Source organism: Sulfitobacter sp. G21635-S1, from assembly GCF_027213915.1.
Classification (GTDB): domain Bacteria; phylum Pseudomonadota; class Alphaproteobacteria; order Rhodobacterales; family Rhodobacteraceae; genus Sulfitobacter.
Genome location: NZ_JAPWGV010000038.1, coordinates 22,358 through 44,725, shown reverse-complemented (window position 1 = coordinate 44,725; position 22,368 = coordinate 22,358). Strand labels below are relative to the sequence as shown.

The following is a 22,368-nucleotide window of genomic DNA, read 5'->3' as shown; positions in this document are numbered from 1 at the left end:
ACGTTTTATGACGGCGTGACCAATCGGGGCAATTTGGAGATCGGCGTTTGGCCGCACACTGCAACCCGTTCGGCAGCGTCGACTATCGCGCATGTCTATGCCGTCGCTGCCTATGCCAGGACGTTTACTGAAACAGAAGCACAAGCCCACATGGCCTATATGCAGACCATCGCTGAGGCCAAGGGCGTCACGTTCTGAGTGGGGCCACCGACATCACGCTGATCTGATTAAACACCGCGGCCTTCCCTGATCGGGAGGCCGCTGGGTGCGCAAACACCCAACGACACGGGGCAAAAGTTCTAACACCTGGCCCCCGCCGACCAGCTAAAGCCTTATGGCCGCTCCCTACCCTTTTTCAGGGTAAGGCCTTCTTGAGGCGATTCTACATCCTATGAAAACCCCTGTTTTAACCCCCGTTGAAAAGACCCTCCCTGTCGCGCCTTGGGTGGGCGGAAAACGCAACCTCGCCAAGCGCATCACCGCCATTCTGGACGCCACCCCGCACACCACCTATGCCGAGCCCTTTGTGGGCATGGGAGGCGTGTTCCTGCGGCGCTCCATGCGTCCCTGGGCCGAGGTGATCAACGATTACGGCCGAGACGTCGCCAACCTCTTCCGAATCCTCCAGCGGCACTATCCGCAGTTCCTCGAGCTGCTACGTTTCCAACTGACCACGCGGGTTGAATTTCTGCGCCTGGTCGACACCCGACCGGAGACGCTGACCGACCTCGAGCGCGCGGCCCGGTTCCTCTATCTGCAGCGCACCGCGTTTGGCGGAAAGGTGTCGGGCCGCAATTTTGGTGTGGCGAAGGATCGGCCAGCCCGGTTCAATCTCACGACGTTGGAGCCCATGCTTGAAGATCTGCATTCCCGGTTGTCTGGCGTGGTGATCGAGTGCCTCGATTATGCGGAGTTCATCCGCCGCTATGACGGCCCTGGCACGCTGTTCTACCTCGATCCGCCCTACTGGGGCTGCGAGGACGACTACGGAAAGGCGATGTTCAACCGTGATGACTTCAGCAGAATGGCGGAGCAACTTGCCGCGATTCAGGGGAAGTTCCTGCTGTCCTTGAATGATATGCCTGAGGTCAGAGAGATATTCGCGGCGTTCACGATCGAGGCGGTGGAGACGACGTATTCGATCGGACAGCAGGATCAGGGGAGTGGGAAGCGGGGCGAGGTGCTGATAAGCAATTTCTGACAGATACCAAGCCGATATTGACTCTGGACTCCTGCCCCGAATTGCTGTGGTTACATACGCACAATAAGTACCTGGATTGGGGCAGTAGCAAACGAAAGATGAAGAAGCTCAGTGCCAAACAACGAGAGCGGAATAGACGCATTCAGCTCTTTCGGGAGCGGGCGTATATTCGTCGTCGGTACTTCACATATATCACCGATGAACTCTACACTGTTAAGTTTCCCAAGATTTTCAGCTTATCGCGAAACTATTCTGGAACTATCGAAGCCATTTCAAAGATTAAGGAAATTGGCCATTCATATACAGTTAAGCCATTAAAAATCGAGATTGACCTTACAGATGTTGAGGACGCCGCTTTGGCGGCAGTTCTTGTCCTTTCTTCAGAGATTGATCGTGTCTTATCACTTGAGCGCCCCCGAAACCGGCAACTGAGAATTGTTCCCAAAAATTTGATGGACTGGGACCTGAAGGTCGCGGCTAAACTCGATGACCTGGGCTTTTTCTCACTGTTTGGAATTAACTTCGATCTGGCTTTCCCGGACAACCTGTTCACCGACGAGTTTAGCCTCCTCAAAATGCGCGTCGGGTTCAGTTTCCAGCCAGAACGTATCGGGAAGTTGATAAATGAGCTCCATGGCGTAGCAGATTTTTTCAACCATTCTTCTTACGTGTACGACGCGATGGTGGAAGCTACCCTCAATGTTAATGACCACGCGTATCCTGAAACCGAGACATACAGATTTCGAGCTTTCATAGGGGCGTGGTGGGCAGCCGCGAGCTACTCAGCAGAAAAAAAAGAAATTCGCTTTGTTGTTATTGATCAGGGGGTGGGTATCCCACAGACTTTGCCAAAGTGGACTCTATGGGAAGAGTTGCGAGAAAAGCTCTCGGTAGGAGCTGTCACTTCACAAATTGTTAAGCAAGATGCGCGGATGATTGCCGCCGCGATAGAAGTCTCACGTACCTCTAAGAACAGAGAAAACGGAAGGGGCCAAGGCTTAGCCGACGTTTTGTCGCCGGTGTCCCAAACTTCAGGGGGGCGTGTACGCATCTTGAGCGGGAGCGGAGAGATGCTATATAGGAGAGACGGAGACATGGAGCTTAAAGAGCTGTCTAGGCACGTTGGCGGAACGTTGATCGAATGGTGCTTGCCCGCAGATCCCCGCATTGGAGACAACCAAAATGAGTGAAGTTTTGAAGGTCGTAACTGATTTTCATCCATACCCAGCTGGACGATATCCTGAAGATGGTCCTGGGAACGGCACCACATTTAGGGACAAATTCCTGATGCCAGCCATTCAACGTGGAGCCCGTGTTATCATCGATCTAGATGGCGCGCCCGGGTATCCTTCCTCCTTTCTTGAAGAGGCATTTGGGGGGCTTGTTCGAGCTGGTATCTCCGCATCAACGATTCGCGAACGGTTTGATTTTAGAGCTGGTCAACCTGGGTTCAGCAGGTACATTGGAAAAATCTGGGAACATATAGACCGCGCTGCCCAAGTGGTAAGTGCTGGCGAGAAGCAACCGGGCTGATGTTGCAAGCTTTTGGATCGACGGTCCTAGCGTCGGCTTTTGGCTTCGTAATTGCCAAAATAGCGACGGCCTTCTTCGACGCATACATTTCAAAAGCATCAACCCGTGAGAAAGAACGCAGTGAAGATGTCAGTCGCATCCGTGAAACCACGGAATCCACATCGAGTATTGCTTTAGGGTATTGGAGTCGAGACGCCGCCCTTCCAAGCGACAAGGGGCTCGAGGCCATGTTGTCTGGGCAGATCGCTCAACTGACTGCGCTCATCTCTGGACTCTTTGATGGCAGAGAAAAACTGCTCGAAGCTTGTGTTCTTGAACTTGATCGCTTTGACGAAGCGGTGACCGGCGGAGATTTTGGAACGAACAAGCGGACCGCCGATATGGAGCGGTTGAGGAAAATTCAGCTATGTGGCGTTGCTTTGGAAGACAAAGTGAAAACCTGTAGGAGAAAGCTTCGTCCCTACTGGTTCGGCTAGAAACCTAGACCATTGGGTTAGGGGCTTTTCCTAGATTAAATTTGGTGCAGCATGCCATTTGAGGTGCCCACTGTCCTCGGTGGCACCCGTACACACCGGCAGGAAGACGTCCGAACGGCGCAGTCGACTGATCTCAAGCTGAAAGACGCAGCGCCTCTGGTCAAAACCTCAAAACCGTTTGCTGCAAATATCTCTGTAAATCACTGCAGATTTTCGCGTCACGCTACAATCCAAACACCTTCATCCGCCCCCTTGCCAAACCGGGTCATTTAAAACATGAACAAAGGATGAACGGATGTGACTTCACCCTTTCCGGCACGCAGCTGACCGCGCTGGGGTCCGGGGCGCTCTGGTGGCCGGAGCAAAGCCTGCTCTGTATCAGCGATCTGCATCTTGGCAAATCCGAGCGGATCGCCCGGCGCGGCGGGGCTGCGCTGCCGCCCTATGACACCCGCGACACGCTGACCCGGCTGGCCGCTGACCTTGCGCTGTCAGGGGCGCGGACGGTGGTCTGCCTTGGCGACAGCTTTGATGATGCGCAGGCGGCCCGCGCCCTGCCCGAGGAGGAACGGCTGTGGATCGCGCGGCTGCAGGCGGGGCGGCGCTGGATCTGGATCGAGGGCAACCATGACCCCGGCCCGATGGACCTTGGCGGCAGTCATCTGGTGGAACTGCCCCTGGCGCCGCTGACCTTTCGCCATATCGCCCAGGCTGGTGCCAGCGGCGAAGTGTCGGGCCATTACCATCCCAAGGCCAGCGTCAGCACCCGCAACACCCGCATCACCCGGCCTGCCTTCCTGCATGACAGCGACCGTCTGATCCTGCCCGCCTATGGCACCTATACCGGCGGATTGCACAGTCACACCGAGGTGCTTTGCGCCTTGATGCGCCCCGAAGCCCGCGCCATCCTGACCGGCAAGACCCCCCTCGCCATCCCCATGCCAAGATAGGATACCCGATGTCACCAGAAGCCGTTCAGCGCATCCGCGACAGCTTTGCCGCGCAAAGCATGATGGCCACGCTGGGGGCTTCCCTTGATGCGGTGGCCAGCGGCGAGATCCGCATTTCGGCCCCGATCCTGCCGGGCGCACGGCAACAGCAGGGCTTCGGCCATGCGGCGCTGACCTTTGCCTTGGGCGATACTGCTGCGGGCTATGCGGCGCTGTCGGTGTTGCCGATGGACAATGAGGTCGTCACCGCCGAGATCAAGATCAACCTGCTGGCCCCGGCGCGCGGCGACCGCCTGTTTGCCATTGGCAAGGTGGTGAAACCCGGCAAGCGGCTTTGCGTTGTGACAGCGGAAGTTTTTGCGGAAACGGATGGCAGGCAAAAGCGCATCGCCATCCTGCAAGGCACAATGGTGCCTGTGCCGATCTGACCCCTTACCGGGTCAGAACAAGCCCGCCTGTCTTGCCGCGTCGCGTTTGCCCCGCGCGACAGGAACTTCGGCACCATCCGACATCAACAGTACATCCCGCCCCTGCACGCGCCGATGGGCGGTGACCGCATCCAGGCTGACCCAATGGGAGCGATGGGTTTGCAGGCCCCGCACCCCGTCCAGCGCTTCGACAGCCTCGCCAAGCCGCATCAGGATCAGGGTGCTGCCCCGCGCCGTCACGATCTTGAGGTAATGGTCCTGCGCCTCGATCCGCACCAGCGGACCGCGCAGTTCAAGCGGAAGACGGCGCAGAAACAAGGCGGCGGGGTCGGCGGGTGCCTCTGTCGGCTGCGGGTTGGCCAGCCACCTGCGTGCAAGATAGACCAGACCGTTCGCCACCAGCACCGTCGCGCCGACAATGGCGATCATGTATCCAAGGCCTCCGCCCACCTGTCCGCCAAAGACAATAGAGTTGATCCCATGGATCAAGGTGGCCAGCACCAGCGCAAAGACGGACCAGAAGGCAATCTTGCGCGGCAGGCTGTCAGGCACGAACCGCCGCAGCAACGTGGTGCAGAGGATCGACAGCGCCACGACCCCCGCCCAATAGGCGGCGCGGCCCGCAAAACCCAGCGCTTCATGGGTGCCGAAGGGGCCCGCAACGGCACAAAGCAGTGTCACCAGCAGCCATAAAGCCACCAGGAAACCAAGCCTTTGCCACTCGCGATGCGTCAGATGCATCTGCCGCCTTCTCTTTGCCATTCACGAAGCAGCACTGCGCTTCACGTAATTCCACTGTGTCTGAATGGGCCATCCTGCCATGCAAAGGCAACCCGTCAAAACACAAGGTTTACCATGTCATTCGATCCGCTTTTCGCCGCCCCTGCTGTCATTCAGATCCATGCCTTTCTGGCGCTGGCCGCAGTAGTGCTGACCGCATGCATCCTCACCCTGCGCAAGGGCAGCCCCCTGCACCGCACCCTCGGCTGGACCTGGGTTCTGATGATGGCTGCCGTGGCGCTGTCCAGTTTCTGGATCAATCAGATACGCTGGATCGGACCCTTCGGCCCGATCCACATCCTGTCGGTCGTCACGCTGGTCAGTCTGGTTCTCGGGGTGCGGGCCGCGCGGCGGCACGACCGGGGCACACATGCCCGCATCATGCGGACGCTGGTCTTTGGTGCGCTGATCATCGCGGGAGGCTTCACTCTATTGCCCGGCCGGATCATGCATGCGGTGGTCTTTGGTGTGGCCTCCTAGGGTCTGACCCCGGGTGTGATGCCCTCAGGCGGTCAGGCCCTCGGGCTCATCCAGCCCGTTGGCCCGGCAACAGGCCGTCACTGTATTGGCCAGCAGGCAGGCGATGGTCATCGGGCCGACGCCACCCGGCACCGGGGTGATCGCCCCCGCACGCGCGGCGCAGCTGTCATAATCCACATCGCCCACGAGCCGGGTCTTGCCCTCGCCCTTTTCCGGCGCGTCCAGCCGGTTGATGCCCACGTCGATCACGGTGGCGCCTTCCTTGATCCAGTCGCCCGGCACCATTTCGGGGCGGCCCACAGCGGCGACTACGATGTCGGCGCGGCGCACGACATCGGCCAGATCCTTTGTCCGCGAATGGGCGATGGTCACGGTGCAGCTGTCGCCCAGCAGAAGCTGAGCCATCGGTTTGCCCACGATGTTGGAGCGTCCGATCACCACCGCATCCATGCCGGAGAGTGATCCGTGATGATCCCGCAGCATCATCAGGCAGCCCAGCGGCGTGCAGGGCACCATGCTTTTCTGTCCCGTGCCCAGCAGCCCGACGTTGGAGATGTGGAAACCGTCCACATCCTTGGCCGGGCTGATCGAGTTGATGACCAGATCCTCGTCCAGATGCTTCGGCAGGGGCAGTTGCACCAGGATACCGTGGATTTCCGGATCGTTGTTCAGCCGGTCGATCAGCTCCAGAAGCTCCGCCTCCGAAGTGTCGGCCTCCAGCTTGTGCTCGATCGATTTCATGCCGACCTCGACGGTCATCTTGCCCTTGGAGCGGACATAGACCTGGCTGGCCGGATCCTCGCCCACCAGCACCACTGCCAGACCGGGCGTGATGCCGTGCTGATCCTTCAAACGGGTCACATGCCCGGCCACCTTGGCCCGCACGCGGGCGGCGAATTCTTTTCCGTCGATGATCATTGCAGTCATGTTATCTTTCCTGAGGTGCGCAGTAAATGCGCACCCTACAAGGGTTTCGTAGGGTGCGCATTTACTGCGCACCACTCTTGATCAGAACAAGCCTTCGACGTCGCCGTCGGCGTTCAAACGGATGTTCTCGGCCGAAGGCACCCGTGGCAGGCCGGGCATGGTCATGATCTCACCGCAGATCGCCACCACAAAACCGGCACCCGCAGAGAGGCGCACTTCGCGCACCGGGATGTCGAAACCGGTGGGCGCGCCGCGCCGCTCGGGATCGGTGGTAAAGCTGTATTGCGTCTTGGCCATGCAGACCGGCAGGTTGCCATAGCCCTGATCTTCCCATTCCTTCAGCTGGGCGCGGATCTTGCCGTCCATCACCGCCTCGTCGGCGCGATAGATCTTGGTGGCGATGGTGTTGATCTTGTCCGCAAGGCTCATCTCATCGGGATAGATCGGTGCGAAATTCGCCTCGCCCTTCTCGATTGTCTCGACAACCTTGGTTGCCAGATCGGCAGAGCCTTCGGAGCCCAGTTCCCAATGCCGGGACAGCACCGCTTCGGAGCCCTGGCTGGCCACGTAGTCCTTGACCGCCTGCACTTCGGCATCGGTATCGGTGACGAAGTGGTTGATCGCCACCACCACCGGCACGCCAAAGCTCTTCACGTTCTCGATGTGGCGGCCCAGGTTGGCGCAGCCCGATTTCACGGCTTCGACATTCTCGACGCCCAGATCGGCCTTGGCGACGCCGCCGTTCATCTTCATCGCGCGGACAGTTGCCACAACCACCACGGCAGAGGGCGAAAGACCCGCCTTGCGGCACTTGATGTTCAGGAACTTCTCGGCCCCCAGATCGGCACCAAAGCCCGCTTCGGTCACCACGTAATCCGCCAGTTTCAGCGCGGTTGTCGTCGCAATGACCGAGTTGCAGCCATGCGCGATATTGGCGAAGGGGCCGCCGTGCACGAAGGCCGGGTTGTTCTCAAGCGTCTGCACCAGGTTCGGCTGCATCGCGTCCTTCAGCAGGACTGTCATCGCGCCGTCCGCCTTGATGTCACGGGCAAAGACCGGCGACTTGTCGCGGCGGTAGGCGACAATCATGTTGCCCAGACGTTCCTGCAGATCTGTAAGGTTCTTGGCAAGGCAGAGGATCGCCATGACTTCGGAGGCCACGGTGATGTCGAAGCCCGCTTCGCGCGGGAAGCCGTTGGCGACCCCGCCCAGCGAGGTGGTGATCTGGCGCAGCGCGCGGTCGTTCATGTCCACGACCCGGCGCCAGACGACGCGGCGGGTGTCGATTTCCAGCTCGTTGCCCCAGTAGATGTGGTTGTCGATCATCGCCGACAGCAGCGAATGCGCGCTGGTGATGGCGTGGAAGTCGCCGGTGAAATGCAGGTTCATTTCTTCCATCGGCACGATCTGGGCATAGCCGCCGCCGGCCGCCCCGCCCTTCATCCCGAAGTTCGGCCCAAGCGAGGCTTCGCGGATGCAGACCGCGGCCTTCTTGCCGATCCGGTTCAGCCCGTCACCCAGACCCACTGTGGTAGTGGTCTTGCCCTCACCCGCAGGGGTCGGGTTGATCGCTGTCACCAGGATCAGCTTGCCGTTCTTGTTGCCCTGGACGCTGTCGATGAATGTCTGGCTGACCTTCGCTTTGTCATGGCCATAGGGCAGCAGGTCCTTGCTGCCGATCCCAAGCTTCTCACCAATCTCCTGGATGGGGCGTTTGTTCGCTGCGCGTGCGATTTCGATGTCGGATTTGTAAGCCATGTGAGGGTTCCCCTAAAGACCGATGTGCCGTTTGCCCCTCTTATCGTGCAATCGTCCGGACCACAGGTCGCAATTCCGACATTTCCACCACCCGATGCGGCGGTGGACCGATAAACCGTTTCTTTTTGGAAACGATCGTCGCTAAAGGAGCGCCCAGGCCCGCTGCCCCGGCACATGCAGACGCAAGGTATCGCCGATGGCCAGGTCGCCTTCGCGCTCCACCCAGGCGGTGACGCCCCTGCGTCCCATCGCTGCCGCCTTGAACCCCTTGCCATGCCCCGGCGCTTCCTTTTCGATCTCGCGCGCTGGCAGGTTGCAGGGGCCGTTCAGCATGTCGACGGTCAGGGTGGTGCCGGAGGGCGACTGCAACCGCGACGCGGGCGGGATATGGGTAAAGTCGGCAATGCCCTGCACCACGATCGACGCTCCCAAAAGCCGGGGGTCCAGCTTGTCGACGCCGATCTCAGCGGCGATCTCGGCCAGTTCCTCTGCCGACAGGATCGAAAACTGCCGCGTGTTGCGGATCTCGGTGCCCTGTGGATACTGCGATTTCACCCGCACGCAGGATGGTCTGGCGAGCCCCGCGTGGAAATCGCCTGCAAACCCGGCATAGGTGGCGCGGGCGCGGTCGATTTCCTGTGACCGGATATCGCTGCGGTCCTGCGGCACCATCCCCATCCAGACGATGGTCGCGGTATGATCGGTGGGCAGTAGTTCAGGCATGGTCAAGGCTCCTTATGGTCGCCGCCACTTTGGTCAGACCCTGCGCAAAAGAAAAGACCCCGCCGTGGCGGGGCCTTATGACATTCTGTTACGCCATGATCAGCGGTTGTGATCAGGTGGTCGGTTCCGGTTCCAGACCGCCATCCGCGGGGGGCAGTTTCTTGCCCTTGCCCTTGGCCTTGGGAATCGCGGTGACACTGGGGGCGTTGCCCTCGTCCGGGCCGCTCTCGTCATTTTCGTCGGAGGGCGGCAGCCCGTCCATCACGCGCTTGATCTCATCCCCGGTCAGGGTCTCGTATTCCAGCAGGCCCTGGGCGAGACGCTCGAATTTTTCCTCATTCTCGGAAATGATCTTCTTCGCCCATTCATAGCCGTCCTGAATGAACTTCTGGACCTCTTTCTCCACCAGTTCCTTGGTGTTGGCAGAGACGGAGAAACCCGCCGTATTGCCCTGATAGCCCTGCGCGGCTTCGGAATAGTCGATGTTGCCGACCTTGTCGGACATGCCCCACTGGAGAACCATCGCGCGGGCCAGCGCGCTGGCCTGCTGGATGTCGCCGGCCGGGCCGTTGGACACGGCCTCTGGCCCATATTTGTGGATTTCCGCAGCCTTGCCCGCCATGGTCATGGCCAGGCGCTGGTGGCATTCGTCCTTGAACATGTTCAGGCGGTCCATTTCGGGCAGGCTCATCACCATGCCAAGCGCACCGCCGCGCGGGATGATCGTGGCCTTGTAGACCGGATCGCATTTCGGCAGCGACATGCCGACCAGCGCATGACCGGCCTCATGGTAGGCTGTCATTTCCTTTTGTTCGGCGGTCATGACCATGCTGCGGCGTTCAGGCCCCATCATGACCTTGTCCTTGGCCTGCTCGAAGTCGATCATGGTCACGAAACGCCGACCCACACGTGCGGCCATCAGCGCCGCCTCGTTCACCAGGTTGGCGAGGTCCGCACCCGAGAACCCGGGCGTGCCGCGCGCGATGATGCGCAGGTCGACGTCGGGGCCAAGTGGCGTCTTGCGGGCATGAACGCCAAGGATCTTCTCGCGGCCCTTGATGTCGGGGTTCGGCACGGTGACCTGACGGTCGAAACGGCCCGGACGCAGCAGCGCGGGGTCCAGCACGTCGCGGCGGTTGGTGGCGGCCAGGATGATCACACCCTCGTTGGCCTCAAAACCGTCCATCTCGACCAGCAACTGGTTCAGCGTCTGTTCACGCTCATCGTTACCGCCGCCATAGCCTGCGCCACGATGGCGGCCCACGGCGTCGATCTCGTCGATGAAGACGATACAGGGCGCGTTCTTTTTCGCCTGTTCGAACATGTCACGGACACGGCTCGCGCCGACACCCACAAACATCTCGACAAAGTCGGAACCAGAAATCGTGAAGAAAGGCACGCCCGCCTCGCCCGCAATGGCGCGCGCCAGCAGTGTCTTACCTGTGCCCGGAGGGCCGACCAGCAGCGCGCCCTTGGGGATCTTGCCGCCAAGGCGGCTGAATTTTTGCGGATTGCGCAGGAACTCGACGATTTCCTCAAGTTCTTCCTTGGCCTCGTCGATGCCTGCCACGTCGTCAAAGGTGACCCGGCCATGTTTCTCGGTCAGCATCTTGGCCTTCGACTTGCCAAAGCCCATTGCCCCGCCCTTGCCGCCGCCCTGCATCCGGTTCATGAAATAGATCCACACACCGATCAGCAAGGCGATGGGCAGCAGCGACATCAGGAACGTCTGGAAGCCCGATTGTTCCTGGGGCCGCACCTTGATCGGCACGTTGTTGTTGATCAGCAGGTTGGTGATTTCTGCGTCCTCGGGTTTGACCGTGACGTAATCAGACCCGTCCGCCTTGCGAAACCGGACCTGTTCTCCGTCCAGGGTGGCGTTCCGCACTTCGCCCTTTTCAACCGAGCTTACGAATTCGGAATAGGTGACTTCGTTGCTCTGAAGGGCATTATTTGAGCCGCTGAAGAGGTTGAACAGCGCCAACACCAGCAAAAGCAAGACGACCCAAAACGCGAGGTTACGCATATTTCCCAAGGAAGTTCTCCTAATAACAACAATTTGCGCCTGTCGAGGCTGAGTTGCGCATGTCGAATGGTCTCATCGAACACTGACCTAAGATAGGGATCATCACAGTAGATTCAATGCGATAATAGCCCGCCAAAGAAGGTCTCTTCTCCACCTTCCAGTGCCGCATGCCAGTTTTGGTCCGGTCGGACAAGGGGGGCGGCAAGAAGGACGTCATCTTGCCACACGGCAGGCAAGGACATGACCGCCTGCAGCGGCAGCCCGGATGCACGCCAATCTCCGCATTGCTCGACCCCCTGCGGGCCCATCGCGGCCACATAGTGGCACTGGCGGGCAGCCTCTTCAGTGGCCGGTTTGACGCGCCAGCGTGAATCCCACAATTGTCCCGCCGGCACCCGCAGGTCCTGCACCGCCTTATGCTCGCGGAACACCCAGATGCTCTCTTTCTCGCGCAGGGCGTGGCACCCATCCAGCGTCGAGGCCAGCCCCCGGCGCAGCGCCGCCATCAGCGTGGCAACAGCGGCCCGTCGGGGCGGATAGGGATTGCCGCTGATCCAGCTCAGCGCATGAACCAGCAGGCGGCGCTGAATTTCTTCAGGCTGGATCCGCAGCCGCCGTTCATCCAGTGCAATGGCACCTTTCTCCACACGTGCGATATCGCGGGCGGCAAGGAAGGTCTGCCAGTTCAACGCAGCCCGCGCCTGACGCATCTGTTCGGCCACGGTGGCAAGAGCGCTTGCATCAATACCCAGCTTGCCCAGTTCTGCCAGTGCGTTGCGTGCCCTGATGCGTTCAAAACTCGTGTCATCGTTGCTCGGGTCTTCTACCCAGCTGACCTGTTGACTGCGCAGGTAGCTCCGCAGGTCTTCACGGGTGACAGACAGCAAAGGCCGCACCCAATGGATACCATGGCGTAACATCCGGGGCGAAATTGACGACAACCCATCCACACCGGCGCGGCGCGCAAGACGCATCAGAACCGTTTCAGCCTGATCATCCGCGGTATGTCCCACCGCGACGGTGCGGATTCCGCGCTCCTTTGCCCAATCCGATACGCATTCATAACGCGCATCGCGGGCCTCTGCCTGAAGATTGCCAATGCCATCCCAGTCATCCCAGATCAGGATATCATGGGGCACGCCAAGCGTTGCGCAATAGGCACCCACAGCCTCGGCTTCCTCGGCTCCCTCCGGCCTGAGGCAATGATCCACTGTCACAGCAAAAAGACGCGATCCGTGCAGCCTGCAAAATCCGTGCATCAGATGCAGCAGCGCCATGGAATCGCCACCGCCCGAAACCGCGACCGCAACCCTGTCCGGCGGATGGGGCAGGAAAGCGCTGGACACTTGCTGGGTCAGCCAGGCCATGGTCACGTCAGCTACATCCTAGCGCAAGCCTTTGGTTCTCGGCCTCGGCAACCGCTGGCGTCGATGGAAAGCGCACGCCGACTTCGGAGAGCGTGACGCAGGCTTCCTGGGTCTGCCCAAGCTGCCCCAGGGCACGTCCCAGCTCAAAAAGCGCCTGTGGCGCCATCGGCCCTTCGGGCGCTGTGCTGAAAGCGGTCAGGAATGCGCGTGCCGCCTCCTTTGAATCGCCCAGACCCTGCAGGGCATCGCCCCGGCGCAATTCGGCCTCGGCGGCTAGCGGACCGCCCGGATAGGTCTGATTGAAGGTCGCAAAGAGGTCTGCGGCGGCGCGAAAGTCACCGGATGCGAGCGCCTCCTGCGCCCGCTTGAAATCGGCCTCTTCACCAACCGCAAGAGAGGCCTCGTCAGTCGGTGTGGCCGGGGCGGTCAGCGGAGCCGAGACCGAAGCCTGACCCTCTCCCCCAAGTGTGGTGGTCTGGCCCAGCTTGCCCACGTCGCCGCCTTCAAGTTCGACCAGCCGGAATTCAAGGTCGCCGATCCGGCGGGTCCCGTCGTCGACGATACGGTTGATGCGGTTTTCCAGTTCTTCCGTCTTGGAGGTCAGGCGCTGCAATTCGCTTTCCATCGCGCCCAAGCGCTCCAGCACCGACGCGCCCCCGGTGCTGGTCGAAACACCACCCGTGGTGGACAATTCGCGCCGCAGTTTCTGGACCTCGACAAACAGGATGTTCAGTTCCTGACGCACATCTGCCAGCGTCTGATCATCCTGTGCCAACACGGCCGCGGGGCTGACCATAAGCCCCAGCATCATACCCATTACCAAACGCATCTTCATCAGATCAGCCTCAGCTTGTCAGGCCGCCTGCCAGAACTGTCACCGCGCGGCGGTTCTTGGCATAGCAGGATTCTTCGGAACAGATCTCGATGGGGCGTTCCTTGCCATAGCTTATGACCCGCAGACGGCCCGGCGGGACCCCCTTTGAGATCAGGTATTCCTGCGCCGCATTGGCACGGCGCGCGCCCAGGGCCAGGTTGTATTCACGGGTGCCCTGTTCGTCCGCGTGACCTTCGATCACGGCCTGGTAGTCCGAGTTTGTCATCAGCCACTGCGCCTGCCCGTCCAGCGTCGCGCGGCCGATGGCGGTCAGGTTCGACTGATCCACTTCAAACAATACACGGTCCCCGATCGACTGCTGGAAATAGGCAGCCGAGGTCGGGTCATTGGCGCTGCCCGGCACCACACCATTGGCACCGGCACCTGCGTTTGCCCCTGCACCGGCACCATCGGCGCCAAAGCGGTCCGGGTTGGTACAGGCGCCCAGCGCCAATGCTGCAATCAAAATACCGCTTGTCAGAAATCTGTTCATCGTGGTGCCTCTCTTTGGTGGCGACTTTTGTTAACCTTTAGTAGCACAGGCCCGCGGCCATTGGAAATTCGCTACAACAACTTCGTGTTATTTTTGCAAAGGCGACCAGGACGGATCCGAGCCCCCTTCCGGTGTGCGCACCGGCCGCAGGTTGCGTCCGGAAATGTCCACGGAATAAAGGGTCGATGACCCGCCCGCCCCCTGGGTTTCGCGGGCAAACATGATCACCCGGCCATTGGGGGCCCATGTCGGCCCCTCATCCAGAAAGGAAGCGGTCAGCAGACGCTCTTCCGAACCGTCCAGCCGCATCACACCGATGTGGAAACGGCCCTTGTTCTGTTTGGTAAAGGCCACCAGATCGCCACGCGGCGACCAGACCGGCGTGCCATAGCGCCCCTCGCCGAAGGAGATGCGCGTCGGCTCTCCGCCGGTGGCGGACATGATGTAAAGCTGCTGGGTGCCGGAACGGTCGCTCTCGAACACGATACGGCCGCCATCGGGGCTGAAGCTGGGCGCGGTCTCGATCGCGGGCGTATTGGTCAGGCGCACGGACTGGCCGCTGGCGATGTCCATTGTGTAAATGTCGGTATTGCCGCCCTGGGTCAGCGAATAGACCACGGTCTGTCCGGAGGGCGAGAAGCGCGGTGCAAAGCTCATGGTGCCTTCGGCGCTTTCCAGCACCCGCCGCTGCACCGAACCGATGTCCAGCACATAGATCCGCGGAAAGCCGCTTTCGTAGCTGGTATAGAGAACCCGGTCACCCGAGGGCGAAAAGCGCGGTGCCAGCACGATGGAGCCTGAATCTGTCAGGTACTGAACATTCGCCCCGTCGTAATCCATGATCGCCAGCCGCTTCTGGCGCGCATCCTTCGGCCCGGTTTCAGAGACATAGGCCACGCGGCTGTCGAAATAGGCCCCCTCGCCGGTGATCCGGCTATAGACCGCATCCGCCACCTTGTGCGCCATGCGCCGCCAGCCTTCGGTGGTCCCCGAAAACTGAAGGCCATCGCCCAGTTCCGCACCCGAGAACACGTCATAGAGACGGAACTTCACGCTGACCGAATTGCCCTGCACATTCACCGCCCCGGTGATCAGCGCCTGCGCGTTGATCGCCTTCCAGTCGGCATATTGCACCGGCGCGTTGAAATCGCTGATCGTAGAGATAAAGGCCGATGCCGGAACCTCGCGGAACAGGCCGGTTCCCGTCAGATCCTCCGACACCACCCGGGAGATGTCACCGGCAAGCTGCCCGGATTCCGCGCTTTCAGGCTGGAAGCTGGGCACCGCAAAGGGCAAAGGCTCGATGACCCCTTCGGTGATCTCGATCCGCAGGGGCCCCTGCTGGGCCGCAACCGCACCGGACAGGGCGCAGATCAGCACCAGGAACAGGCTCAAAAAACGCAATTTCATCTCGTCAGCATCCTTTCGGGCTTAAACGTAAATCCACTATTTCGCGGCTTTGCCGATAATTCGAGGGGAAGTTCACGCAAAATAACACCATAGCGGAATAATGCCGGTGAAACGACACATGTTCCATCATTTTACCCGCATCCTCTCGGGGTTGAAGGTCATCTCGATCTCCTGCCACTGGCTGTATTTTTCGGCCGGCAGCTGATAGCCCTTCGATCCGCACAGGATGATCGCGCGGCGGGCCGCCTCGAACGCCTGTTTGGCGGCGGCGGATGATCCGCCCTCGCTGCCGATCATCTGGATCGACCCGATGATGGGGGTCCCGTCCTGCGCCATGTTCACCGCGACAACCACGGTCGTGCGCAGCGCCTCGGAAGAAAGCGAGCCGACGTTCCAGCAGTTCGACACCGCAACACGCAGATTCTCCTTTTCCCCGGAGGTCAGCGGCGGACCGCTCGGCGCAGGCTTTGCCGGTGTCTCGGTTGCCGCCTGCGCCGCGGCAACAGCAGCGGCGATGGCGTCGGCATCTACGTCTGCGTCCGGTGTCCTGGTCGGGGCCGGTGTCTCGGCCACGCGCGGCGTTTCGGTCGGAGTTTCCACCGGCGTTTCGGCGACCACCGGGGCCGCGGGGCGCCGCCCGGGCGGGCGCGGCGAAGCGGCGGGTGCCTTGGTGGCCTCCGTCACGATCTCGGTTGTCGCCTCTTCCGGCGCGGTGGCTTCCTGGCTTTCCTGCGGTGCATCGCCGGTTTCGTCCGGTGCCACGGCTTCCTGCTGCACCGGATCCGGCGTCGCCTCGGGCTCGGGCTGCGCGACAGGCTCGGGTGCGACACGCTCGACCGGGCGCGGGGCGGCTTCGGGCGCGACCTCGGGCACCAATACGGCCTGATCGCCAACAGGTTCATCCAGGACCGGCGGCGTATCCGCCACATCCGTCTGCGGCGGCAAAGCCAGCTCCACCACATCGGGCGGCGTGTCATCGGCGGGCGGATCGGCCTGGGCCGGTGCGGGCTGCTCAACCTGCGTGTCCGGCTCCGCCGCGACCTCAGGCTGATCAGGTGTCACCTCGGGTGCCGCAGGCTGTGCCACCTCGGTCGCCGTATCGGGCGCCTGCTGCCCTGCCACCAGCGCATCGAAATCGGTGCTTGAGATCACCGACACCTCGGTCATCTCGAAAGGCGGCGGCTCGGAGGTGAAAACATTACCCAGCAGCAGCCAGCCGATCACCGTCAGGTGGCCGGCTCCCGATACATAATGCCCGATATGAAGATCGTTGCGGTGCAAGTGTCACTCTGACCCCGGGCTGTCCAACGCCGGACCACCGATGTCGGTCACCAGCCCGATGTTGGAAAAACCGCCCGCGTTCAGCGCGCCCATGACTTCCATCACCTGCGCATAGGGCACCTTGCCATCGGCACGCAGATAGACGCGGTCGCTGGCCCGTTCCGCCGCAATCCCGCGCAGCCGCGTCACCAGCTGGTCGCGGGCCACATCCGTGGTCTGGATCTGCACCGCACCATCGGCGCTGACGGTCACCGTCAGCGGCTCCTCCTGCTCTGCGGGCAGGGCACCGGCGGCGGTCTTGGGCAATTCCACAGGAACGCCCACGGTCAGCAGCGGCGCCGCAACCATGAAGATGATCAGCAGAACCAGCATCACGTCCACGAAAGGCGTCACGTTGATCTCGGACATCGGCTGGGCGCGCCCGCGCCGCCGTCCGCGTCCGCCGCCCTGTTTCTTGATCGCACCCGCGCCCATGCTCAGCTGTCCAACTGACGCGACAGGATGGTGGCGAATTCATCGGAGAACGCTTCATGCGCACCGATGATACGTTCACTGTCGGCATTGAGCTTGTTGTAGAAAATCACCGCCGGAATCGCGGCCAGAAGCCCCAGACCGGTGGCCAGCAGCGCCTCGGCAATGCCGGGGGCGACAACCGCAAGGTTGGTGTTCTGCTGGGCGGCAATCTCGACAAAGGCGTTCATGATGCCGATCACCGTGCCGAAAAGGCCGATGAAGGGCGCAGATGACCCGACCGTCGCCAGCACCGTCAGCCCGCCTTGCAGGCGCTCGGCCTCCTTGGCGATGGCCACATCCATCGACCGGTCGATGCGCGCCGTGGCACCGGGGATCAGCCCGCCATCATCCCGGTGCGAACGTTGCCATTCGGTCATCCCGGAGGCGAATATCTTTTCCGAAGGCCCGCTGGGATCCGGGCCGATCTGATCGAAAAGACCGTCCAGCGGCTCCCCGGACCAGAACGCCTGATCGAAAGCCTTCTGCTCCGAACGCGCAAGGCGATATTGCAACAGCTTCTGCACGATGATCGACCACGACCAGAAGGAGGCGATGATCAGAATGATCATGACCAGTTTGACTCCCAGCGTCGCCCGCGCGAAAAGTCCCCACACGGAGAAATCAATCTCCTGCGCCAATGCCAGCGTTTCTGCTTCCATTATTCCTGCTCTTGTTGTGCCGCCACGTCGCGGCTGCATGCCTCTGCGGCCCTGTTTTCCAAGGCGCTATTTGGCGCAAACTTATCCCAGTGCAAGCGGGAAAGCCAGAACATTGGCGTTAACCCGCCGCATCCTTCGGCAGTGAGCGGAGTTTTGCTGGCAATCTGGTGGGTTTTCCGTCGGTGGTCATGCAGACTGCGGTGACAAGGGCGCGGAAGATCACCTTGTCCTCCCGGCAGACATCCTGATGGAAGATCCAGCGCGTCGCCCCCTTGGCGAAATGTGTTGTGCGCACTTCCAGACGGTCGCCGAACCCGGCTGTGCCCAGATAATCGGCCTCGACCCTGGTGACGACAAAGACAATGCCCTGCGCCCGCATCTCGCGCTGGTCGAGCCCGAACTGCTCGACGATATCGGAGCGCGCCCGTTCAATGTAGCGCAGGTAATTGGCGTAATAGACGATACCGGCCATGTCAGTATCTTCATAGAAGATGCGGATCGGGAAACGATGGCTCATTGCAACACACCGATCCTTGCAGCCAGCCGCAATGCATGGGCCGGGTCCCGGGCCGCAACCGGCAGCACCGGATCATAGGCCGCCCGCAGCAACGCGGCCACATCCGGCTGCAGCACCGTCGTCTCGCCCGCCACGGCCAGCGGTGACCGGTCCTGAAACGCCCCATCCGACCACATGAGCATGGACTGCACGATCTGGCTCAGGGCCAGGGTATGCGCAGGCACGGCGCTCAGATGCGCATCCATCCGCAGAAAGACGAAACAGGCCTTGATCGCGCCGCGCTTGTCGAAGCGGAAGAACCGGTACTGGTTCGCCTCCGCCGCCTCCAGCCGGGCCACCAGCGGTGCAAGGTCCTCCACCAACCGGTCCATGCCCGGCACATCCAGAAGCTCCTTCCAGTCGCGGAAGAAGAACATCATCAGATTGCTGCCCAGCTCCGCGTCCATCTCGCCCATCTCGTGACCCGCCAGACCACACACCGCCTCGACCGCGCCTTTGACCACGCTCAGCGTGGCATCATCCACGCCAAAGACCACCGGACAGACCGGCCGCCCCCAGCGCGCAAAGGCAAAACTCCCGTCCCCACGGGTAAACAGCGCCTCGACCTGTTCAGCATCCATGTTTCATTGTTCCCAAAATACACATCACCGACAGTTCAGCCAAACAGATCGCTCTGCCCCCTGGGCGGTGCCATCCCCAGATGCGCCCAGGCCTTCGCCGCCAGCATCCGCCCGCGCGGGGTACGCTGGATCAATCCCTGCTGCAACAGGAAGGGCTCGATCACTTCTTCCAGGGCATCGCGGCTTTCCGACAGGGCCGCCGACAATGTCTCGATCCCCACCGGCCCGCCCTGATAATTCTCCGCAATCAGGGTCAGGTAGCGCCGGTCGGCCCCGTCCAGCCCCAGATGATCCACCCCCAGCCGTGTCAGGGCCATATCCGCCAGCGCCCTTGTCACCCTGCCGTCGCCCTCCACAAGCGCGAAGTCCACGACCCGCCGCAAGAGCCGTCCGGCGATCCTGGGGGTACCCCGCGCGCGGCGGGCGATCTCGCGGGCACCATGTTCGTCTGCCGGTGCGCCGAGCTTTCGGGCATTGCGGTCGACGATGATGAAAAGCTCGTCCTCGCTGTAGAACTCCAGCCGCGTGGGGATGCCGAAACGGTCCCGCAGCGGTGTCGTCAGCAATCCCATCCGCGTCGTGGCTCCCACCAGGGTGAAAGGCTGCAACTCGATCCGCACGGTGCGCGCCGCGGGCCCCTCGCCGATCACGAGGTCCAGCTCGAAATCCTCCAGTGCAGGGTAAAGCACTTCCTCCACCGCCGGGTTGAGCCGGTGAATCTCGTCGATGAACAGCACATCGCGCGCTTCAAGATTGGTCAGGATCGCCGCCAGGTCCCCCGCCTTGGCCAGCACCGGACCGGAGGTCATGCGGAACCCCACCCCCAGTTCGCGCGCCATGATCTGCGCCAGCGTGGTCTTGCCCAGGCCGGGAGGGCCGTGAAACAACGTGTGGTCCATCGCCTCGCCGCGCTGGCGCGCCGACTGGATGAACACCCGCAAATTCGCCCGCGCCTCGGCTTGGCCTACGAATTCGTCCAGCATCTGCGGCCGCAGGGCGCGGTCGAGGTCTTCGGGCAGCGGGTCAGGCCGCACTGTGGGGTCAATCTCGGTCATCTGTCATCCGCGCCATTCCCGGCCCTTGGGGCTGTTGAACGGCACCCTACCCCTTCGGTGCCAGCAGTTTCAACGCCGCGCGGATCAGGGCGGGGGTATCGGCCGCGGGCATGTCGCCTGCTGCCTGTGCCACCGCGCCCGCCGCGTCGCCGGGGCCATAGCCCAGATTGCCCAGCGCCGACAAAGCGTCAGCCTGCGCCGATGTGGCGGCAGGCGCCGCCCGCGCAGGGCGGGAAACCGCTGTCTCGATCACCTCGGCGGGGTCTTCGCCCTGCGCCTGCGCCAGCGTGCCGCTCATTGCCATGACACCGGGGGCCTTGTCCTTGAGGTCCAGCACCACGCGCTGCGCGATCTTGGGGCCGACGCCCCTGGCCGCCTTGACCGCGTTCCAGTCGCCCAGCGCAATCGCACGGCTGACGCCATCCGGCCCCAATGCGCCCAGGATCGCCAGCGATGCCTTGGCCCCGACCCCCTGCACCGAGGTCAGCAGGCGGTGCCATTCCTTTTCCACCAGGGTCTGGAACCCGAAAAGCTGCATCAGGTCCTCGCGCACCACCAGATCGGTATAAAGCGCCACGACCTCGCCCACACCGGGCAGGGCGGCAAGGGTGCGGTCCGAGCAATAGACCAGATAGCCCACACCGCGCACGTCGATCAGCAGGTGATCCGCCGCGCGGTAATCAATGCGTCCCGTGATCTTGCCAATCATGCGCTGGCCCGCGCCACGGCCGCCGCCAGCCCCGAGGCCCCGCCGTGATGGGCATGACAGATGGCGATGGCCAGCGCGTCAGCCGCATCCGGACCGGCAATCTCGATCCCCGGCAGCTGCATCCGCACCATATGGGCGACCTGGCCCTTGTCGGCATGGCCCACGCCAACAACCGTCTTCTTGATCGTGTTGGGCGCATATTCGCCAACGCAGAGCCCCGCCTGCGCCGGCACCAGCATCGCGATGCCCCGCGCCTGCCCCAGCTTCAGCGTGCCGGCCCCATCCTTGTTGACAAAGGTCTGCTCCACCGCCGCGGCCTGGGGGCGATAGGTCGCGAAGATCCGCGTCAGCTGCGCATGCAGCGACAGCAACCGCTGCCCCAGATCGTCGCCCTGCGACACGATCACCCCATTGGCCACATGGGAAAGCCGTGGTCCGGCCACGTCGATCACCCCCCAACCAAGGTTGCGCAGCCCCGGATCAATGCCGATTACCCGTATCATCCTGTCCGAATTCGCCTCTATGTGGTTTTTTTGATGCACTAGCACGAAAGGCGAACATTCACCAAGTCCTTTCGCGTGAGGCCTGGTTGCGACATGCCTTGCGTCGCTTTTGAGACACGCGGCCTGTTTGCGCCGTAAAATCACCCGCAAACGACAGGAACTGCGGGTCTCTTTCCATTAATTTTCAGCGTTTTACGCGCAAGGAGGACCTATGCAATAGCCGCAGAACACACATGCATTTCTGGTGATTGTGCCGGGTTTCATATCCGCCTATTTGCGCAGCACACCGCCGGGAAAACCGGCATAACACTAATGTAAAAGGACGGCTCCAATGGCAGCTATTGACACCACCCGCACCGCATACGGCTCCATCATTGCCGTTTCTCGTTTCTTTTCCGGTCTGAACGCACTGGCGGCAACGCTGGTCGCATGGAACGACGCCCGCGCAACACGCCGCGCGCTGTCCTCGCTGACCGACCGCGAACTTGACGATATCGGCCTGGTCCGTGGCGACATCGACCTGGTTGCACAATCCAACCTGATCCGCTGATCGGGGCGCGGCGGGCTCTCCCGCCGCCACGCCTAGACAAAAAACCGCGTTCTCCAAACCTGGGGAACGCGGTTTTTCTTTGCCGGACAGCGGATTGTCGGAGAATGGCGGATGCAGCAGCCCGTGACCGGGGCACTGCCGTTTTCGTCAGCGCAGGACCGGGCCGGTCATGCTGGCAAGCGTTTCGGTCACCGGATCAATCGCCAGAACCTTTGCACCCGCCTGTTCGATGACAGTGCCGCTTTCAAGTTTCGCCAGGCGGTCATTATAGGTCACCGGGCCGACAGCCGCGACCATGAAGACCTTGAGGCCAAGAAAGCCAAGCCCGAACATGATCAGAAGCTTGAAGGGGAATCCGCGACGGCGGCGTTTCGGCGTCACGATGATCAGGCCATCGCGGCCCACCTTGGTGGAATAGCCATGCGCCAACTTCGCGTGCTTTTTCTCCAGGTTCGAAAGGCGGGCAACAAAGTGGTCGTGTGTCTCAACCATGTCTTATTTCTCTCAACATCGGCCCCCACCGCTGTTGAAATCA

27 protein-coding genes are annotated in these 22,368 nt (G+C 61.6%); 9 read left to right on the top strand and 18 right to left on the bottom strand.

What is annotated here, in order from left to right; genetic code table 11:
* From O4H53_RS25085 to O4H53_RS25055, 7 genes are all read left to right on the top strand, one after another.
* Positions 1–198, top strand: a 198-nt coding sequence (locus tag O4H53_RS25085) for a hypothetical protein (protein WP_269367658.1), incomplete at its 5' end; no start/stop codon positions are given.
* Between the two features lie 193 nt (positions 199–391).
* Positions 392–1,201, top strand: a complete 810-nt coding sequence (locus O4H53_RS25080) for a DNA adenine methylase (protein ID WP_269367657.1) — start codon at positions 392–394, stop codon at positions 1,199–1,201.
* 98 nt (positions 1,202–1,299) lie between these two features.
* Positions 1,300–2,391 carry a hypothetical protein gene (locus O4H53_RS25075; protein WP_269367656.1) on the top strand — a complete coding sequence of 364 codons (1,092 nt, stop codon included), beginning with the start codon at positions 1,300–1,302 and terminating at the stop codon, positions 2,389–2,391.
* Positions 2,384–2,734, top strand: coding sequence for an STAS-like domain-containing protein (locus O4H53_RS25070; protein WP_269367655.1), 351 nt, complete (start codon positions 2,384–2,386; stop codon positions 2,732–2,734). Before O4H53_RS25075 ends, O4H53_RS25070 begins: the two co-directional genes overlap by 8 nt.
* On the top strand, positions 2,734–3,210 hold the full coding sequence (locus tag O4H53_RS25065; RefSeq protein WP_269367654.1) for a hypothetical protein: 477 nt from the start codon (positions 2,734–2,736) through the stop codon (positions 3,208–3,210). Before O4H53_RS25070 ends, O4H53_RS25065 begins: the two co-directional genes overlap by 1 nt.
* 287 nt (positions 3,211–3,497) lie before the next feature.
* Entirely contained in the window at positions 3,498–4,160 is a 663-nt protein-coding gene (pdeM, locus tag O4H53_RS25060; RefSeq protein ID WP_269367653.1) for a ligase-associated DNA damage response endonuclease PdeM, read from the top strand.
* An 8-nt stretch (positions 4,161–4,168) separates the two neighbouring features.
* The gene (locus O4H53_RS25055; RefSeq protein ID WP_269367652.1) at positions 4,169–4,588 is read left to right on the top strand and encodes a PaaI family thioesterase; all 420 of its coding nucleotides are present in this window, start codon (positions 4,169–4,171) and stop codon (positions 4,586–4,588) included.
* Positions 4,589–4,600: 12 nt separating this feature from the next.
* On the opposite strand, the gene O4H53_RS25050 is transcribed toward O4H53_RS25055, so the two are convergent.
* Positions 4,601–5,329 (bottom strand): LytTR family DNA-binding domain-containing protein, encoded by a 729-nt coding sequence (locus O4H53_RS25050; RefSeq protein ID WP_269367651.1) that lies wholly within the window; start codon positions 5,327–5,329, stop codon positions 4,601–4,603.
* 114 nt (positions 5,330–5,443) lie between these two features.
* On the opposite strand from O4H53_RS25050, the gene O4H53_RS25045 reads away from it, so the two are divergent.
* Positions 5,444–5,848, top strand: a complete 405-nt coding sequence (locus O4H53_RS25045; protein ID WP_269367650.1) for a DUF2306 domain-containing protein — start codon at positions 5,444–5,446, stop codon at positions 5,846–5,848.
* A gap of 24 nt (positions 5,849–5,872) precedes the next feature.
* On the opposite strand, the gene folD is transcribed toward O4H53_RS25045, so the two are convergent.
* From folD to ruvC, 16 genes are all read right to left on the bottom strand, one after another.
* Positions 5,873–6,775 carry a bifunctional methylenetetrahydrofolate dehydrogenase/methenyltetrahydrofolate cyclohydrolase FolD gene (gene folD / locus O4H53_RS25040; RefSeq protein WP_269367649.1) on the bottom strand — a complete coding sequence of 301 codons (903 nt, stop codon included), beginning with the start codon at positions 6,773–6,775 and terminating at the stop codon, positions 5,873–5,875.
* Positions 6,776–6,856: 81 nt separating this feature from the next.
* Positions 6,857–8,533 carry a formate--tetrahydrofolate ligase gene (locus O4H53_RS25035; RefSeq protein ID WP_269367648.1) on the bottom strand — a complete coding sequence of 559 codons (1,677 nt, stop codon included), beginning with the start codon at positions 8,531–8,533 and terminating at the stop codon, positions 6,857–6,859.
* A gap of 141 nt (positions 8,534–8,674) precedes the next feature.
* Positions 8,675–9,256 carry an MOSC domain-containing protein gene (locus O4H53_RS25030; protein ID WP_269367647.1) on the bottom strand — a complete coding sequence of 194 codons (582 nt, stop codon included), beginning with the start codon at positions 9,254–9,256 and terminating at the stop codon, positions 8,675–8,677.
* Between the two features lie 112 nt (positions 9,257–9,368).
* Positions 9,369–11,291: an ATP-dependent zinc metalloprotease FtsH gene (ftsH, locus tag O4H53_RS25025; protein WP_114274642.1), complete on the bottom strand. Its 1,923-nt coding sequence runs from the start codon at positions 11,289–11,291 to the stop codon at positions 9,369–9,371.
* A 104-nt stretch (positions 11,292–11,395) separates the two neighbouring features.
* On the bottom strand, positions 11,396–12,649 hold the full coding sequence (tilS, locus tag O4H53_RS25020) for a tRNA lysidine(34) synthetase TilS (protein ID WP_269367646.1): 1,254 nt from the start codon (positions 12,647–12,649) through the stop codon (positions 11,396–11,398).
* A 7-nt stretch (positions 12,650–12,656) separates the two neighbouring features.
* Positions 12,657–13,478 carry a tol-pal system protein YbgF gene (gene ybgF / locus O4H53_RS25015; RefSeq protein WP_269367659.1) on the bottom strand — a complete coding sequence of 274 codons (822 nt, stop codon included), beginning with the start codon at positions 13,476–13,478 and terminating at the stop codon, positions 12,657–12,659.
* A gap of 16 nt (positions 13,479–13,494) precedes the next feature.
* Positions 13,495–14,016 (bottom strand): peptidoglycan-associated lipoprotein Pal, encoded by a 522-nt coding sequence (gene pal / locus O4H53_RS25010; protein ID WP_269367645.1) that lies wholly within the window; start codon positions 14,014–14,016, stop codon positions 13,495–13,497.
* An 87-nt stretch (positions 14,017–14,103) separates the two neighbouring features.
* Positions 14,104–15,426: a Tol-Pal system beta propeller repeat protein TolB gene (gene tolB / locus O4H53_RS25005; protein ID WP_269367644.1), complete on the bottom strand. Its 1,323-nt coding sequence runs from the start codon at positions 15,424–15,426 to the stop codon at positions 14,104–14,106.
* 126 nt (positions 15,427–15,552) lie between these two features.
* On the bottom strand, positions 15,553–16,707 hold the full coding sequence (locus O4H53_RS25000) for an energy transducer TonB (protein WP_269367643.1): 1,155 nt from the start codon (positions 16,705–16,707) through the stop codon (positions 15,553–15,555).
* 3 nt (positions 16,708–16,710) lie between these two features.
* Positions 16,711–17,181, bottom strand: a complete 471-nt coding sequence (gene tolR, locus O4H53_RS24995; RefSeq protein ID WP_114274646.1) for a protein TolR — start codon at positions 17,179–17,181, stop codon at positions 16,711–16,713.
* Between the two features lie 2 nt (positions 17,182–17,183).
* The gene (gene tolQ / locus O4H53_RS24990; RefSeq protein WP_114274647.1) at positions 17,184–17,879 is read right to left on the bottom strand and encodes a protein TolQ; all 696 of its coding nucleotides are present in this window, start codon (positions 17,877–17,879) and stop codon (positions 17,184–17,186) included.
* A gap of 118 nt (positions 17,880–17,997) precedes the next feature.
* Positions 17,998–18,396, bottom strand: coding sequence for a YbgC/FadM family acyl-CoA thioesterase (locus O4H53_RS24985; RefSeq protein ID WP_269367642.1), 399 nt, complete (start codon positions 18,394–18,396; stop codon positions 17,998–18,000).
* Positions 18,393–19,016 (bottom strand): hypothetical protein, encoded by a 624-nt coding sequence (locus O4H53_RS24980; RefSeq protein WP_269367641.1) that lies wholly within the window; start codon positions 19,014–19,016, stop codon positions 18,393–18,395. The genes O4H53_RS24985 and O4H53_RS24980 overlap by 4 nt, the downstream gene beginning before the upstream one ends.
* 35 nt (positions 19,017–19,051) lie before the next feature.
* Complete coding sequence (gene ruvB / locus O4H53_RS24975; RefSeq protein ID WP_269367640.1) at positions 19,052–20,071, bottom strand: Holliday junction branch migration DNA helicase RuvB; 1,020 nt, start codon at positions 20,069–20,071, stop codon at positions 19,052–19,054.
* A gap of 46 nt (positions 20,072–20,117) precedes the next feature.
* Positions 20,118–20,780 carry a Holliday junction branch migration protein RuvA gene (ruvA, locus tag O4H53_RS24970; RefSeq protein ID WP_269367639.1) on the bottom strand — a complete coding sequence of 221 codons (663 nt, stop codon included), beginning with the start codon at positions 20,778–20,780 and terminating at the stop codon, positions 20,118–20,120.
* The gene (ruvC, locus tag O4H53_RS24965) at positions 20,777–21,283 is read right to left on the bottom strand and encodes a crossover junction endodeoxyribonuclease RuvC (protein WP_269367638.1); all 507 of its coding nucleotides are present in this window, start codon (positions 21,281–21,283) and stop codon (positions 20,777–20,779) included. Before ruvC ends, ruvA begins: the two co-directional genes overlap by 4 nt.
* Before the next feature lie 331 nt (positions 21,284–21,614).
* On the opposite strand from ruvC, the gene O4H53_RS24960 reads away from it, so the two are divergent.
* On the top strand, positions 21,615–21,833 hold the full coding sequence (locus tag O4H53_RS24960; protein WP_114274652.1) for a DUF1127 domain-containing protein: 219 nt from the start codon (positions 21,615–21,617) through the stop codon (positions 21,831–21,833).
* Between the two features lie 147 nt (positions 21,834–21,980).
* Here the strand turns inward: O4H53_RS24960 and O4H53_RS24955 are convergent, their stop codons facing one another.
* Positions 21,981–22,325, bottom strand: coding sequence for a hypothetical protein (locus O4H53_RS24955; protein WP_269367637.1), 345 nt, complete (start codon positions 22,323–22,325; stop codon positions 21,981–21,983).
* Between the last annotated feature and the right edge of the window lie 43 nt (positions 22,326–22,368).